A 14,890-nucleotide genomic window follows, 5' to 3' on the forward strand; every position below is an offset into this window, starting at 1 on the left:
AGCACCTGGCATGGACTTCGGACTCGTCCTGCAGACGGACCCGCCCGCCTCGGCCGTCGTCGGCCTGATGCGCCGCGCCGAACGCAACGGCTTCCGCTACGGCTGGACCTTCGACTCGGCGGTGCTCTGGCAGGAGCCCTTCGTCATCTACAGCCGCATCCTCGAACACACCGAACGCCTCGTGGTCGGCCCCATGGTGACCAACCCGGGGACCCGCACCTGGGAGGTGACGGCCTCCACCTTCGCCACCCTCAACGACATGTACGGCAACCGCACGGTCTGCGGCATCGGTCGCGGCGACTCCGCGATGCGCGTCGCAGGGCGCAGCCCGAACACCCTGGCCCGGCTCGGCGAGGCCATCGACGTCATCCGCGACCTCGCCGAGGGGCGCGAGGCGGTCGTCGACGGACAGCCGATCCAGATCCCCTGGGTCAAGGACGGCCGGCTGCCCGTCTGGATGGGTGCGTACGGGCCCAAGGCGCTCGCGCTCGCCGGGCAGAAGGCCGACGGCTTCATCCTCCAGCTCGCCGATCCCTTCCTCACCGAGTGGATGATCAAGGCCGTACGTGACGCGGCGGCCGAGGCGGGACGCGACCCGGACTCCGTGACCATCTGTGTCGCCGCGCCCGCCTACGTGGGTGACGACCTCGACCACGCCCGCGAGCAGTGCCGCTGGTTCGGCGGCATGGTCGGCAACCACGTCGCCGACCTGGTCTCCCGCTACGGCGAGCACTCCGGGCTCGTCCCCGAGGCCCTGACCGCGTACATCGCCGGACGCTCCGGATACGACTACAGCCACCACGGCCGCGCCGGGAATCCCGACACCACCTTCGTACCCGACGAGATCGTCGACCGCTTCTGCCTGCTGGGCCCGCCCGAGGCGCACATCGAGAAGCTCAAGGCCCTGCGTGACCTGGGCGTCGACCAGTTCGCCGTCTACAACATGCACGACGCCCGCGAGGCGACCATCGACGCCTACGGATCCGAGATCATTCCCGCGCTCAACGACTGACCACCGCCTTCCTCCGGTCGTACGCACTTCCCCGCCCCGCACGGCACCGTCCCCGAGCGAAGGGTCCAGCCGCCATGACATCGACCGCCCCACCGCCACCACCGCAGGACCGGATATCCGCGGCCCCGGACCGCGTCGAACTCCCCGCCGGTGTCACTCCCGACGACAGCCGGTTCGTCAACGAGGACCTTCTGCCCGTCCCCCTGGAGCGGCGCAACTGGACCACGTACAACTTCGCCGCCCTCTGGGTCGGCATGGCCCACAACATCCCGTCCTGGCTCCTCGCCTCCGGTCTCGTCGCCCTCGGCATGGACTGGAAGCAGGCGGTCTTCACCATCGCGCTCGCCAACCTGATCGTTCTCGGACCGATGCTGCTCACCGGGCACGCCGGACCCAAGTACGGCATCCCCTTCCCGGTGCTGGCCCGCGCCTCGTTCGGGCTGCGCGGCGCCAATCTGCCCGCCCTGATCCGGGCCGCCGTGGCGTGTGCCTGGTTCGGCATCCAGACCTGGATCGGCGGCGTCGGCATCTTCACGCTGCTCGGGAAGATCTTCGGCGGCTGGGCGGAGGCGGACGAGATCGGCGGGCAGCCGTGGACGCTCTGGCTCTGCTTCGTCCTGTTCTGGGCGCTCGAACTCGCCATCATCTACCGGGGGATGGACACCCTGCGCCGGTTCGAGAACTGGGCGGCCCCGTTCGTCATCGTCGGCGCGCTGGTGCTGCTGGTCTGGGTCGCCGTCAAGGCGGGCGGACTCGGCCCGCTGCTCGACCAGCCCTCCAGGCTCGGCTGGGGCAAGGAGTTCTGGCCGGTCTTCTTCCCCTCCCTGATGGGGATGATCGCCTTCTGGGCCACGCTCTCCCTCAACATCCCCGACTTCACCCGCTTCGGCGCCGGCCAACGCGCCCAGATCCGCGGCCAGTCGCTCGGTCTGCCCACCACGATGACGCTCTTCGCGCTGCTCTCCGTCCTGGTGACCTCCGGTTCGCAGGCCGTGTACGGCGAGGCGATCTGGGACCCGGTACAACTGGTCGCCCGTACCGACAACGTCTTCGGGCTGCTGTACGCGCTGGTGACCGTGCTGGTCGCGACGATTTCCGTGAACATCGCGGCGAACGTGGTCTCACCGGCGTACGACCTGGCGAACCTCGCGCCGAAGCTGATCAACTTCCGTACGGGCGCGCTGGTCACGGGCGTCGTCGGTGTCGTGATCATGCCGTGGAAGCTCACCGAGACGCCCGAGCTGTACATCTTCACCTGGCTCGGACTCGTCGGCGGTCTGCTCGGTACGGTGGCGGGCATCCTGATCGCCGACTACTGGATCGTCCGGCGCACCGTGCTCGACCTCGCTGACCTCTACCGGCCCGGCGGCCGCTACTGGTACACGAACGGCTGGAACTGGCGGGCCGTCGCCGCCTTCGCCGTCGGCGGTCTCCTGGCGATCGGCGGCTCGCACTCGGAGCCCGGAAAGGGACCGTTCCCGGCGGACGGTCTGATCCCGTTCCTGAAGCCCCTCGCCGACTACGGCTGGGCGGTCGGCCTGGCCTCCTCGCTGGTGCTGTACGTGGTGCTCACCGGACGCGAGAGCGTCACACCGGGCTCGTCGAGCGACCCAGCAGCGCGCTGACGTCGAAGGTCTCGTCCGGCGGCGGCGTGGTCCTGGGCACCGGCCTGTCGAAGGCGGAGAAGCCCACGACCGCGTCGGCGCCGTTGCCCTTGATGGTGAGCCGCAGCGGATACGGCTTGCCGGTGGCCGCCACGTCCAGCGTCAGTGTGGTGTTGTCCCGGATCCTGGTGAGCGGGATGACGGACGCCTTGCCGAGAGTGGTCTTCGCGCCCTTGTTGAGCGTGCCGGTGTCGTTGTTCGCGTTGTCGCTGACCAGCTTCTGGAAGGTGTTGAGGTCGCAGGTGCTGGTCAGGGCGCTCAGCCGGGGATCATCGGCCGAACCCTTCATGTAGCGGTCGCCCAGGATCGCGGCGAAGGTGGAGCCGCCGTTGGGGACCTGGTTCTTCCAGAAGTCCGCGTCCGGCTTGATCCAGATGTCGTCGCCCCGCTTCACGATCAGCGCCGAGCCCTGGCTGTTGCCGAGGTCCACCGAACCGTTGCAGTTGCCGGCCCGGTCCAGGGTGAGCTCCAGGGACATGGGGGTACTGCCCCTGCCGAGGTCCCCTCTGGTGCTCAGGTGCAGGGATTCTGTGCTGAGCAGCGCGTCACGGGACCGGTCGGCGATCTGCTGGGCGGTGAGGTGGTCGATGTCCTCCGCGTGTGCCACGCCGCTGCCGATGACGCCGCTGCCGGTGACGGAGAGCACGATCGCCGCAGTCCATGCGGCCGGGCGGGTGCCGAGGTGTGAACCGGTCACGGCGCCTCCTCGAAAGGTCGTGGCGGGACTGTCCGGGTCTGCGGTCGGATCATTCGAGCGTACGCCGGGGGAGGGGCGGTCGCCTGGCGGAGCGGCATCCCCTGGGCGCGTACGCAGCGTGACGTCTTGTGGTGTTTTCGGTTATAGGGGCCGGGGGACGTCTGTCACGGCACCGATGCGTCACGACCGAGAGGAAAACATGAGGAAGTCCATGGGGAGCCTGTCCAGGGCCGTAGCGCGGGGCGCCGCCGTCGCTGGGGCGACCACGGCGCTCGCGGTGGCCACCGGCCTGGCCACGGCCGCCTCCGCCGTGGCTCCGGCGGCGACGCCACCGGGGCTGTCGTGCGAGACGGGCAAGCACGCCGTCGACGACTACACCGGCTACGCGCTGTGCCGGAACAACGGCGGCACGGCGCAGACCTTCTGGGTGCACCTGGTCTGCGGCTGGTCCCCGGACGTCGACGGTGAGCACGTCACGCTGAACCCGGGCCAGTCCGGCCAGTCGACCGCGCACTGTGCCGGGCTCGGCACCGGAATCGGTGAGATCACCGTCCAGCCGTAGGCCGGGTGTGCCTGGGTGGTGCCGTTCCGGACAGGAGCGGCGCCATGCAGGTGCCGCGGACGACAGTTCGACGACACGGCCGGCGGCGCCTCCGCCGAACGGTTGAGGGAGCGCCCCCGACTCGTTACCCTCCAGTAAGTCCGTTCGGGCGGACAGGTGTACGCACCTGACGGTACGAGAGGGGCGGGCAGCCCATGTCCTCAGCACAATCCACCGGAACGGACGTCGAGGCCCCGGCCGGGCTGGCCGAGAGCGCACGGGCCCTCGCGGACGGTCGCACCACCGCCACCCGGCTCGTCACCGAGGCCCTCGCCCGGATCGAGGCGAGCCAGGGCACCCTCAACGCCTTCCGGCACCTGCGCGCGACCGCCGCACTCGCCGAGGCCGCCGAGGCCGACCGCCGGCTCGCCGCGGGGGAGCGGCTGCCGTTGCTCGGGGTGCCCGTCGCCGTCAAGGACGACACCGACGTCGCCGGGATGCCCACCCACTTCGGCTGCGCGGGGGAGCTGCCCGCCGCGACCGCCGACAGCGAGTCCGTACGCCGGCTGCGCGCCGCCGGGGCCGTGATCGTCGGGAAGACCAACTCCTGCGAACTCGGTCAGTGGCCGTTCACCGAGGGAGCCGCCTTCGGCGCCACCCGTAATCCGTGGAACACCGATCACACCCCGGGCGGTTCCTCCGGCGGCTCGGCGGCCGCCGTCGCCGCCGGGCTCGTGCCCGCGGCGCTGGGCTCGGACGGCGCCGGGTCCGTACGCATCCCCGCCGCCTGGACCCACCTCGTCGGCATCAAACCGCAGCGCGGCCGGATCTCCGTCCACCCCCACAGCGACGCCTTCCAGGGGCTCACGGTCAACGGCCCACTGGCCAGGACCGTCGCCGATGCCGCCCTGCTGCTGGACGCCGTCGCGGGAGCGCACCCCGACGACCCGCACCGCCCGCCGCCCGTCGACGCCTCGGCCGCCGCCCGCCGCGACCCGGGCCGGCTGCGCATCGCCCTCGCCTGGCGTCCCCCGCTCACCCTCACCGGCACGGCTCCTCACCCGGACGTACGCCGTGCGGTCACCGAACTCGCCGAGGCGCTGGCCCGGCTCGGCCACCATGTCCAGGAGGCCCGGCCCCGCTACGGGCTGATCGGCCTCGGCTTCCTCCCCCGCGCCACCGCCGGAATCGCCGAACTCGCGGCCCTGCATCCCGAACCCGCGCTCCTGGACCCCCGTACCCGCAGCGCCCTGCGCACCGGCACCCGGCTCGGCGGCCGGGTGGTGCGGGCGGCAAGGGAGCGGGAGGTGCGCCAGCACCGGCGGATCGGCGCCCTGTTCCACCCCGCCCGCGGCAGGTCCGGATCCGGATTCGACGTGCTGCTCACCCCGACGACCGCCCTGCCGCCTCCCCGTATCGGCAGGTTCGACGGACTGAGCGCCTGGCGCACCGACGTGGCGATCACCGAGGCGTGCCCGTACGCCTGGCCGTGGAACGTGCTGGGCTGGCCCGGAATCAACGTCCCCGCGGGCTTCACCCCCGATGGTCTCCCGGTCGGAGCCCAACTGCTCGGTCCCTCCCGCAGCGAGGAGCGGCTCATCTCGCTGGCCGCCCAACTGGAGGCCGACCGGCGATGGTACGAGCACCGGCCGCCGGCCGCACCTTAAGGAGTGTGTGCGGTCACCACCCACACGCCCGCCCGCAGCATCACCCCGCGCGGTGACTCGTGCGGCAGCAGCGCGCTGGCCATCGCGGCCCGCGTGGCGTCGGAGACGGCGAGGCCGGGCACGCGGGAGACGAAGAACTCGACCGCGTCCGCCGCGTCCTTGCCCCAGCAGGTGTCGGCGCCGACACCGGTGATCTCGATGTCCACGAAGCCCGCCGCGCCCAGGACCTGGTGGATGCGCTCGGGCTCCGACAGCGACGCCATCGCCGTGGCCACCGCGTTCTCGGTCGTGTGGTCCCGGCCCAGCAGGGAGGCCAGCAGGCCCAGCGCCTTGCGCTCCTCGCCGTCCGGCTGTGCGGGCTGCGGGCAGAGGAACGCCAGCCGGCCGCCCGGCCGCAGCGATCCCGCGATGTTGGTGAAGGCTGCGACCGGGTCGGCGAAGAACATCACCCCGCCCCGGCTGATCGCCAGGTCGTACGCGCCGGGCTGGAACGCGCAGGTCTGCGCATCGCCCAACCGGTAGGTGACATGCGGGAATTGTTCCTCACCGGTGAGTTCGCGGGCCCGTCCGACGAGCGGCTCCGAGATGTCGACACCCGTGACCCGGCCGCCCGGAGCCCGCTGCGCGGCCATCCGGGTGGTGAGCCCGCTGCCGCAGCCGATGTCCACCACCCGGTCCCCGGCATGGATCGCGGCCGCGTCGAACAGCGCGGCGTCGAACCCGTCCAGCATGGCGTTGTAGCGGTCCGGGTGGGCGGCCCAGTGCTGCCCGAGCGGTCCGTTCCAGGCTTCGGCGACTGTCATGCGTGCTCCTTCATTTCGGTGGTGAGCGTGGTCTCGACGCGCCCCATGGCGCAGATCGCACCGAACGCGATCAGGTGGACCAGGCAGTGATCGGTGAACGGCGGTGCGAGCCAGGCGGCCACGTCCTCGTCCGTGATCCGGTACGGGGCGCGTGCCGCGAGCAACGCCAGCCGGGCGCCCGGCCGCTCGGACCGGTCAGGCAGATCCGCACCGTGCAGGGGGAGCGGGGTGACGCCGTCCCAGGCCGCCACCGACTCTCGTACGAGCGCCGCGTCCTCGTCGCTCAGCAGCCCGGCACCCAGTTCCGCCGCTGTGCGCAGCGCGCCGTACGCCGTGCCGACTGCGGTGCCCGCCGCCCAGGCGGGAGCCTCGCCCTCCGTTTCGAGCAGGGGCAGGCTCAGACCCGTCACCAGCTCGCGTCGCACGGTCCGGGCCAGGGTGCGGCCCGCCGCACTCCGTACGGGGCGAAGGCGCTGGAGACCACCGGGCAGCATGCTCTCGGTCAGCAGCGAGGAGACGATCCGGTTGATGAAGTGGAAGGCGAGCGCGGTCCCGATGTGTTCGGGTGCGGCGGCGGGCCCGAACGGCTGCGGCGTACTCATGTCCTTGCCCCAGGCCAGCAGGGCGCGATGAGCGGGGTCCTGCGGCTGCTCGCCGCGGGCGATCGTCTCGGCCAGCCGGTGATCGCCGGTGGCGTGCAGCAGCACGGTGTGCGCGTCCACGCAGAACGGACAGCGGTTGGCGAGCGACACCCCTGCCGCCACCACCTCCTTGTCCGTACGGGACACCTGTCCGGCCAGCAGCGACTCGCGCGCCAGCGCCCAGGCCGCGGTGAGGAGCGGAGGGGAGGCGGACAGGACGACGAAGGTCGGAGCGCGCTCGATCCCGAAGTCGGTGGACATCTGGGCGTAGACGTCGGCGACCACTCCGGTCGCCGACTTCGGAGGTACGGGTGAGGTGTAGCGGAAGGGTCCGGTCATGGCGACGATGCTCGCCCGAGGACCCGGGCCGGGTCGTCGTACCCGCGGAGGCAATCGATGCTGATCCCGTTCGGCTGCGGACGGCCGGGCACTACTGCCCGGGGAGTAGTGCCCGGCCGGTCCCCAGGGCTGATGCCCCGGGTGTCGTACGGGAGTTATGGTGCGACACATGACGGGGGACACGGGGGAGATCGGCCGCCGCACCCGGTTGCTGGACGCGGTACTCGCGGTGGCGATCGGTGCGGCGGTCACCGTCGCCGCCTGCATGGCCTCGGAGCCCGGCGTAGCCGACCTGGTGCTCGTGGCCACCGGGTCGCTGGCCCTCGCCGGGCATCGCCGCGCACCTCGCACGGTGCTCGCCGTCACCACGCTCGCCATGTCCGGCTACGTGGTCCACGCGCACCCGGGCACCTGGGCGGCGTTCCCCGTACTGGCCGCCGTGCACGCCGCCGCGCGCAGCGGGCACCGCGCCTGGGGCATCGCGGCCGGCGCACTCTTCCTCGCCGGCTACTTCACCGTCCTGATCACCGCCTCACCCGCTGCCGAGGGCGTCGTGGAGCGGGCCGTGCTGCTGCTCGGGTGGTTCCTCTGCGCCGGGGTCACCGGACTCATCGACAAGAACTGGCAGGCGTATCTGCGCCAGACCGAACAGCGGGCACTCGACGCCGAACGCACCCGGGACGAGGCCGCGCTGCGCCGGGCGGGGGAGGAGCGGCTGAGGATCGCCCGTGAACTGCACGACTCGCTCACCCACTCCATCTCGATCGTCAAGCTCCAGGCGGGAGTTGCCGTCCACCTCGCGCGCAAGCGCGGCACCGAGGTGGAGCCCGCCCTGCTCGCCATCCAGGAGGCGAGCGGCGAGGCGATGCGCGAACTGCGCGCCACACTGGAGGTGTTGCGCACCGACGTGGTCGAACCCGGCACCGGACTCGACCGGATCGGCGAACTCGCCGAACGGGCCCGCAGCGCGGGCATCGCGCTCGCGGTCACCGTCAGTGGCGAGGAACGGCCGCTGCCCGTGGCCGTGGACCGCGCGGCGTACCGCATCGTGCAGGAAGCCCTCACCAATGTGGCCCGGCACGCCGACCGGGCCCCGACCACTGTCCGGCTCGCCTACGGACCGAACGCGCTGACCGTGCACGTCGACGACCACGGTCCGTGCGGCCCGGACGACACCGTCACCGCGGGCACCGGCCTCACCGGCATGCGGGAGCGGGTCACAGCACTCGGCGGCACCCTGGCCGCCGCGCCACGCCGGGCCGGCGGCTTCTCCGTACACGCCGAACTCCCCCTGCACACCGCCGGATCCATCGCATGAGCAATGACGTCGACGCCCCGATCCGGGTGCTCATCGTCGACGACCAGGCGCTCATGCGGGCCGGTTTCCGGGCACTGCTCGACGCGGAGGACGGCATCGAGGTGGTCGGCGAGGCCGTCAACGGCCGCGAGGGGCTGGAGCTCGCCCGGCTGCACACCCCCGACATCGCCCTCGTCGACGTACAGATGCCGGTGATGACGGGGATCGAGGCCACCCGGGCGATCGCCGCCGACCCGCTGCTGGGCGGCGTCCACGTGGTGATCCTGACCAACTACGGCCTGGACGAGTACGTGTTCGACGCGCTGCGTGCCGGAGCGGCGGGCTTCCTGCTCAAGGACACCGAACCCGCCGAACTGCTCCAGGCCGTCCGGGTCGCGGCCCGCGGCGACGCTCTGCTCTCGCCCGCCATCACCCGCAGACTGATCGGCGAGTTCGTCGCCCGGCCCCCCGACCGGACGACCGCACCGGGCTTCGAGACCCTGACCCGCCGGGAGCGGGAGGTCAGCGCGCTGGCGGCCCGGGGGCTGACGAACGAGGAGATCGCCGCGCACATGGTCATCAGCCCGTTCACCGCCAAGACGCACATCAGTCGCGCCATGATCAAGCTCGGCGCTCGCGACCGCGCCCAACTCGTCGTCTTCGCCTACGAGTCGGGGCTCGTCACCCCGCGTGAGCGGTGATGTCCGGGGGAGCGCCGACCACCGGCCCTACGGCACCCGGGCGGTCCACTCGGCCGTGCCGAACTTGGTGCGGACGAGCTCCTCGGCCCGGGCCAGCTCGTCCGGGGTCACCTTGCCCTGACGGAGGCCGTGCCGGTTGCGGAACGACTCGATCATCCGCTCGATGACAGCCTTACGGGGCAGGCCCGTCTGCCGGCGCAAGGGGTCGACGCGCTTCTTGGCGCTCTTCGTGCCCTTGTCGGACATTTTCTCCTTGCCGATGCGCAGGACGTCGAGCATCTTGTCGGCATCGATGTCGTACGACATCGTCACGTGGTGGAGTACCGCGCCGGGCCCTCCGTCCGGCCCCACCACGCGCTTCTGCGCCGCGCCCGCGATCTTCCCGACCTCGGTCGCGATGTCGTTGAGCGGCTGGTACCAGGCCTTGATCCCCATGTCGCCGAGCGCTTCGAGCACCCAGTCGTCCAGGTAGGCGTAGCTGTCGGCGAAGGAGAGGCCGGAGACGAGGGACTGGGGGACCGCGAGCGAGTAGGTGATGGTGCTGCTCGGCTCCGCGAACATCGCCCCGCCCCCGGAGATGCGCCGGACCACCGTGACGCCGTGGCGGTCGGTGCCTGCCGGGTCGACCTCGTTGCGCAGGGACTGGAAGCTGCCGATGATCACAGCGGGGGAGTCCCACTCCCACACCCGGAGCGTCGGCGGCCGCCGGCCCGCGGCGACCTCGGCCGTGATGACCTCGTCGAGCGCCATGTGGAGTGCGGGGGACTGCGGGGCGTCGTGGATGAGCTGCCAGTCGTAGTCGCTCCACTCCGTGGCATGGGCCAGCGCCCGGCGCACGGCGACGGCGACACCCTCCGACGTGAGCCCGAGCATCACCGTCGACTCCGGGAGGGCCGCGTCGATCCGGGCGGCCAGTCCCGCGGTGTCGGTGGTGGCCGGGGCACCCTCCAGCGCCGCGTCGATCGCCAGGATCGCCTCGTCCGGCTCCAGGAAGAAGTCACCCGCCACCCGTACGTCGCGCAGCGCCCCGCCCCGGACGTCCAGGTCCACCACGACCAGCTTGCCGCCGGGGACCTTGTACTCACCGTGCACAGCCATGCCTCCAGTTCCGCCGGTTCCTATGCTTACGAATCGGCTCCGACCAGGCATAACGCCGTCATCGCGACGTTTAATCCGCGGCCGGCACAGTGAAGGGCCCGCCCCCCCCGGACGAAGCGCGTTCCGTGCACAAATCATGATCTGTCCGGGCTGTTTGCTACGGCGGTATTGCGACGTCGTGGCGGGATGGGCCAGGCCCTGGTGGCGCCGCCGAACCGCGGATGAGACTGACGCTCGTACGCCTGTACTCATGTTCCGTCCCTCCAGAAGGCACCACCGCGCATGCATACGCCCCCCAGACCCGGCGCCCCCTCGGCGCACCTCCTGCGCGCGGTAGGGAGGTGCCGCCCGTGCTGCGCTACGTGACGCGCAAGGCGACGGGCTGGCTCCTGATGATCGTGGTATCGACCAACGCCACGTATTTTCTGGCCAGTTGGTTTCTGGACCCGCGGTCGAACTTCAAGGAGCTGCGGCCGGTCCGCAGCGAGGCGCAGATCGACCGGGCGCTCGCGCCCTACAACCTGGATCCCCAGGTGCCGGTCGTGCAGCGATGGTGGGACTGGTTCACCTCAGTGGTCGTCCACTTCGACTGGGGGAAGTCACCCACGGGCGTCTCCGTCAACGGGGAGATCGGCTACCGCGCGCTCGTCAGCGCGGAGCTGGTCGTCATCGCGACGATCCTCTCCGTCGTGCTCGGCGTCACGCTGGGTGTGTACACGGCGTCGCGGCAGTACGGCTGGGCCGACCGGGTCTCGCAGGCCGTCTCCATCGCGGTGTTCAACGTCCCGACGTCCGTCGCCGCGCTCGGTGTGGTCTTCGTCGCCATCTGGCTGAACCAGCACGCCGGGCTGCACTTCCTCTACGTCGCCGGGGAGAACTCTCCGAACGTCGAAGGACTGCTCCCGACCATCGGCGACCGCATGCTGCACCTGATCCTGCCGACCCTGACGCTGACCCTGATGGGGTACGTCGGCTACCACCTGACGCAGCGTTCGCTCCTGCTCGACACCATCAACGCCGACTTCGTGCGTACCGCCCAGGCCACCGGACTCACCCGGGCACAGGCAATCCGCAGACACGCCCTGCGGACCGCGCTCATCCCGACGGCGACCTCCGTGGCCTTCAGCGTTCCGGCCGTGTTCACCGGCGCCATCATCACCGAGACGATCTTCGGCTGGAACGGTATGGGCCGCTACTTCATCCAGACCATCAGCAAGAACGACGTCCACGGCACGGTCGCGACAGCCGCTTTCGCCGCCGCGCTGACCGCGATCGGCGCGATCCTCGCGGACATCGCCACGGTCTTCCTCGACCCGCGCGTGAGGGTGAGCTGACATGTCCACCGACCTGACCACCGGCCCGTTCACCCCTGCGCCCGCCGGGCTGCCGCGAGCGACGCGGGGCGCGCCCAAGGACGGGCGTCACCTCGGCCTCGCCCGGCTCTACCTGAGGCGCTTCCTGCGCAACCGGCTCGCCGTCGTCGGCGTGGTGATCTTCATGGCTCTGGTGCTGTTCAGCGTGTCCGGCGGCCTGTTCACCTCGTACGCGTACTCCGACGCCGACTTCGCCGCGCTCACCCAGCCACCGAGCTCCGCCCACTGGTTCGGCACCAACCAGGGCGGCAACGACATCTACGCCTCCGCCGTGCACGGACTGAGGCGCTCCCTGACGATCGCCGTGAGCGTGTCCGTCCTGACCGTCGTCGTCGCCGCCGTCATCGGCTCCGGCGCCGCCTACTTCGGCGGCCGGGTGGAGAAGACCACGCTCGCCGTCATCCACTTCCTGCTGATCGTCCCCTCGTTCCTCATCCTCGCTCTGGTCTCCAACCGCCTCGCCGGCGACTGGCGGGTCCTCATCGTCGTACTGACGCTGTTCGGCTGGATGTCCACCGCGAGGGTGATCTGGTCCGTGTCGACCTCCCTGCGGGAGCGGGACTACGTGACGGCGGCCGAGTTCATGGGAGTCGGTCCGCTGCGCATCATCCTCCGCCACATCATCCCCAACCTCGGCTCGCTGCTGATCCTCAACCTGACGCTCGGCGTCGTCGCGACCGTGCTCAGCGAAACCGCCCTGTCGTTCCTCGGGTTCGGCGTCCAGACCCCGGACGTCTCCCTCGGCACGATGCTCGCGGACGGTGCGAGCACCGTCACGAGCGCTCCCTGGCTGTTCGCCTTCCCCGCGGGCCTGGTCGTCCTGCTCACCGTGTCGATGACCTTCGTCGGCGACGGACTGCGTGACGCCCTGGACCCCACATCCGTGACCGGTGCGGCAGGAGGCCGACGATGACCCTCGCGACGACCACGTCCACCGCACCCCTGCCCGCCGACGCCGGCACCCCCGTGCTCTCGGTACGGGACCTGCGGGTCACCTTCCCCTCCGAAGCCGGACCCGTCGAGGCGGTGCGGGGTGTCGGCTTCGATCTCCTGCCGGGCCGCACCCTCGGCATCGTCGGCGAATCCGGTTCGGGGAAATCGGCCACCGCCATGGGCATCATGGGCCTGCTGCCGCCCTCCGCCGACCTGCGGCGCCAGGTGCTGCTCGGCGGGCGGGACCTGATCGGCCTCGGTGACAAGGCCCTCTCCGGGGTACGGGGCAACGCCATCGGCATGGTCTTCCAGGATCCCCTGTCCGCGCTCACCCCCATCTTCACCGTGGGCCGACTGCTCTCCGACGCCCTGCGGATCCACCAGGACCTGACGAAGCGGGCCGCCTGGGAACAGGCCGTCGAACTGCTCGACCTCGTCGGCATCCCCGACCCGCGGGGGCGGGCCAAGTCCTTCCCCCACGAGTTCTCCGGCGGGATGCGCCAGCGCGTCGTCATCGCCATGGCGATAGCCAACAAGCCGTCGGTGCTCGTCGCCGACGAGCCCACCACCGCCCTCGACGTCACCGTGCAGGCCCAGATCCTCGACGTGCTGAGGCTGGCGCAGAAGGAGACCGGTGCCGGACTCGTCCTCATCACGCACGACCTCGGGGTCGTCGCCGGCCACGCGGACGACATCGCCGTCATGTACGCGGGCCGGATCGTCGAGCGGGCGAGCGCCGGGGAACTCTTCGCCCGGCCCGTCATGCCGTACACCGCGAGGCTGCTCGCCGCCGTGCCGACCGTGGACAGCGGCGTCCACCGGCCCCTGCTCCCGATCGGCGGGGAGCCGCCCGTCCTTGTGGGCCTCCCGGTCGGCTGCCCCTTCGCGAGCCGCTGCGCCGTCGCCCTCGACGCGTGCCGCACCGACGAACCCGGGCTGAGCGAGGTCACCGGGCACGGGGACGTGGCGTGCCTGCGCGCGGACGAGATCGCCGATGGAGCGCTGGATCCGGCGGGGGCCGTCGAGCCGGTCGAGCCCGTCCACCAGGAGGCCCGCGCCGCCGGCGACGTGGTGCTCCGGGTGGAGGACCTCGTCAAGACCTTCCCCGTCACCAAGGGGGCCGTCCTCAAGCGCCGGGTCGGCACGCTGCGGGCCGTCAACCGGGTCAGCTTCGAGCTGCGGGCGGGGGAGACCCTCGGCCTGGTGGGCGAGTCGGGCAGCGGCAAGACGACGACGCTGCTGGAGATCCTGCGGCTCAGACGGCCCGAGGGCGGGCGGATCGAGGTCGCCGGCACCGATGTCGGAGCCGTGGAATCAGGCGCGCGTGTACGGGAGTTGCGGCGAGACGTACAGATCGTCATGCAGGATCCGCTGGGAGCGCTGGACCCCCGGCTGCCCGTCTTCCAACTGCTCGCCGAACCCCTGCAGGCCATCGGGCGGGACCGGGGCTCGATCCATGCCCGGATCAACGAACTGCTCGGCCTGGTCGGTCTGGACGCATCGGTGAGCGACCGTTTCCCGGCCGCGCTCTCCGGCGGTCAACGCCAGCGGATCGGCATCGCCCGCGCCCTGGCGACCGAGCCGAAACTGCTCGTGCTCGACGAGCCGCTCTCGGCCCTGGACGTGTCGGTGCAGGCGGGAGTGATCAACCTGCTGGCCCGGCTCAAGCGCGAACTCGGTCTCGCCTACCTCGTGGTCGCCCACGACCTGGCCGTGGTCCGGTACATCTCCGATCGCATCGCGGTGATGTACCTGGGGCACATCGTCGAGACCGGCGACACCGAGACGCTCTTCGCCGATCCGAAGCACCCGTACACCCGGGCGCTGCTGTCGGCGATTCCGGTCCCCGACCCGCAGCGGGAACGCACCCGCGAACGCGTCGTGCTGGAGGGCGAGCAGCCGAGCGCAGCCCGGCTGCCGGCGGGCTGCGTCTTCGTCGACCGCTGCCCGCTCCACCGCGTCGCCGACGAGGCGGTGCGCGAGCGCTGTCGTACGGAACGCCCCGCGCCGGCCTCCGTGGCCGGCCGGCCCGGCCACCAGTACGCCTGTCACGCCGTCTGAGGCCGTCCCGCCCGGTGCCAGGACCCGCCGGTCCTGGCACCGGGACAGTTCACCCCGCCCGTC

General features: G+C 71.4%; 13 protein-coding genes. 9 read left to right on the forward strand and 4 right to left on the reverse strand.

The features are described from left to right. Positions 1-10 precede the first annotated feature (10 nt). Together SH922_RS34375 and SH922_RS34380 are read left to right on the forward strand one after the other, a co-directional pair. The gene (locus tag SH922_RS34375) at positions 11-1,012 is read left to right on the forward strand and encodes a TIGR03842 family LLM class F420-dependent oxidoreductase (RefSeq protein WP_393062461.1); all 1,002 of its coding nucleotides are present in this window, start codon (positions 11-13) and stop codon (positions 1,010-1,012) included. 74 nt (positions 1,013-1,086) lie between these two features. After that, positions 1,087-2,637 (forward strand): NCS1 family nucleobase:cation symporter-1, encoded by a 1,551-nt coding sequence (locus tag SH922_RS34380; RefSeq protein ID WP_393062462.1) that lies wholly within the window; start codon positions 1,087-1,089, stop codon positions 2,635-2,637. Here SH922_RS34380 and SH922_RS34385 read toward each other — a convergent pair. Beyond that, positions 2,600-3,373, reverse strand: coding sequence for a hypothetical protein (locus SH922_RS34385; RefSeq protein WP_393062463.1), 774 nt, complete (start codon positions 3,371-3,373; stop codon positions 2,600-2,602). The two genes, SH922_RS34380 and SH922_RS34385, sit on opposite strands and share 38 nt — an antisense overlap. A 199-nt stretch (positions 3,374-3,572) precedes the next feature. Between SH922_RS34385 and SH922_RS34390 the strand changes: the two genes are divergently transcribed. Beyond that, positions 3,573-3,935 (forward strand): hypothetical protein, encoded by a 363-nt coding sequence (locus SH922_RS34390; protein ID WP_393062464.1) that lies wholly within the window; start codon positions 3,573-3,575, stop codon positions 3,933-3,935. Between the two features lie 194 nt (positions 3,936-4,129). Continuing rightward, entirely contained in the window at positions 4,130-5,581 is a 1,452-nt protein-coding gene (locus SH922_RS34395) for an amidase (protein ID WP_393062465.1), read from the forward strand. Here the strand turns inward: SH922_RS34395 and SH922_RS34400 are convergent. Together SH922_RS34400 and SH922_RS34405 are read right to left on the reverse strand one after the other, a co-directional pair. Continuing rightward, complete coding sequence (locus tag SH922_RS34400) at positions 5,578-6,384, reverse strand: class I SAM-dependent methyltransferase (protein ID WP_393062466.1); 807 nt, start codon at positions 6,382-6,384, stop codon at positions 5,578-5,580. The two genes, SH922_RS34395 and SH922_RS34400, sit on opposite strands and share 4 nt — an antisense overlap. Next, the gene (locus SH922_RS34405) at positions 6,381-7,364 is read right to left on the reverse strand and encodes a carboxymuconolactone decarboxylase family protein (protein ID WP_393062467.1); all 984 of its coding nucleotides are present in this window, start codon (positions 7,362-7,364) and stop codon (positions 6,381-6,383) included. Before SH922_RS34405 ends, SH922_RS34400 begins: the two co-directional genes overlap by 4 nt. 169 nt (positions 7,365-7,533) lie before the next feature. On the opposite strand from SH922_RS34405, the gene SH922_RS34410 reads away from it, so the two are divergent. After that, positions 7,534-8,682: a sensor histidine kinase gene (locus tag SH922_RS34410; protein ID WP_393062468.1), complete on the forward strand. Its 1,149-nt coding sequence runs from the start codon at positions 7,534-7,536 to the stop codon at positions 8,680-8,682. Further along, positions 8,679-9,362 carry a response regulator gene (locus tag SH922_RS34415; RefSeq protein ID WP_393062469.1) on the forward strand — a complete coding sequence of 228 codons (684 nt, stop codon included), beginning with the start codon at positions 8,679-8,681 and terminating at the stop codon, positions 9,360-9,362. The genes SH922_RS34410 and SH922_RS34415 overlap by 4 nt, the downstream gene beginning before the upstream one ends. A gap of 27 nt (positions 9,363-9,389) precedes the next feature. On the opposite strand, the gene SH922_RS34420 is transcribed toward SH922_RS34415, so the two are convergent. Continuing rightward, the gene (locus SH922_RS34420; protein WP_393063767.1) at positions 9,390-10,454 is read right to left on the reverse strand and encodes a biotin/lipoate A/B protein ligase family protein; all 1,065 of its coding nucleotides are present in this window, start codon (positions 10,452-10,454) and stop codon (positions 9,390-9,392) included. A 356-nt stretch (positions 10,455-10,810) separates the two neighbouring features. Here SH922_RS34420 and SH922_RS34425 point away from each other — a divergent pair, with 356 nt between their 5' ends. From SH922_RS34425 to SH922_RS34435, 3 genes are read left to right on the forward strand one after another with little or no spacing between them, the layout of a single operon-like run. Beyond that, positions 10,811-11,794 (forward strand): ABC transporter permease, encoded by a 984-nt coding sequence (locus SH922_RS34425; RefSeq protein WP_393062470.1) that lies wholly within the window; start codon positions 10,811-10,813, stop codon positions 11,792-11,794. 1 nt (position 11,795) lies between these two features. Further along, complete coding sequence (locus tag SH922_RS34430; protein WP_393062471.1) at positions 11,796-12,746, forward strand: ABC transporter permease; 951 nt, start codon at positions 11,796-11,798, stop codon at positions 12,744-12,746. Further along, positions 12,743-14,827, forward strand: a complete 2,085-nt coding sequence (locus tag SH922_RS34435) for a dipeptide ABC transporter ATP-binding protein (protein WP_393062472.1) — start codon at positions 12,743-12,745, stop codon at positions 14,825-14,827. Before SH922_RS34430 ends, SH922_RS34435 begins: the two co-directional genes overlap by 4 nt. Positions 14,828-14,890: the final 63 nt, after the last annotated feature.

The sequence above is a fragment of the Streptomyces sp. LN549 genome, assembly GCF_043203805.1.
Classification (GTDB): domain Bacteria; phylum Actinomycetota; class Actinomycetes; order Streptomycetales; family Streptomycetaceae; genus Streptomyces.

Bases quoted from the DNA above. Each gene is read 5' to 3' on its own strand.
- SH922_RS34390 (WP_393062464.1), top strand. From the start codon at position 3,573: ATGAGGAAGTCCATGGGGAGCCTGTCCAGGGCCGTAGCGCGGGGCGCC.
- SH922_RS34405 (WP_393062467.1), bottom strand. From the start codon at position 7,364: ATGACCGGACCCTTCCGCTACACCTCACCCGTACCTCCGAAGTCGGCG.
- SH922_RS34415 (WP_393062469.1), top strand. From the start codon at position 8,679: ATGAGCAATGACGTCGACGCCCCGATCCGGGTGCTCATCGTCGACGAC.
- SH922_RS34435 (WP_393062472.1), top strand. From the start codon at position 12,743: ATGACCCTCGCGACGACCACGTCCACCGCACCCCTGCCCGCCGACGCC.
- SH922_RS34400 (WP_393062466.1), bottom strand. From the start codon at position 6,384: ATGACAGTCGCCGAAGCCTGGAACGGACCGCTCGGGCAGCACTGGGCC.
- SH922_RS34380 (WP_393062462.1), top strand. From the start codon at position 1,087: ATGACATCGACCGCCCCACCGCCACCACCGCAGGACCGGATATCCGCG.
- SH922_RS34430 (WP_393062471.1), top strand. From the start codon at position 11,796: ATGTCCACCGACCTGACCACCGGCCCGTTCACCCCTGCGCCCGCCGGG.
- SH922_RS34375 (WP_393062461.1), top strand. From the start codon at position 11: ATGGACTTCGGACTCGTCCTGCAGACGGACCCGCCCGCCTCGGCCGTC.
- SH922_RS34395 (WP_393062465.1), top strand. From the start codon at position 4,130: ATGTCCTCAGCACAATCCACCGGAACGGACGTCGAGGCCCCGGCCGGG.
- SH922_RS34410 (WP_393062468.1), top strand. From the start codon at position 7,534: ATGACGGGGGACACGGGGGAGATCGGCCGCCGCACCCGGTTGCTGGAC.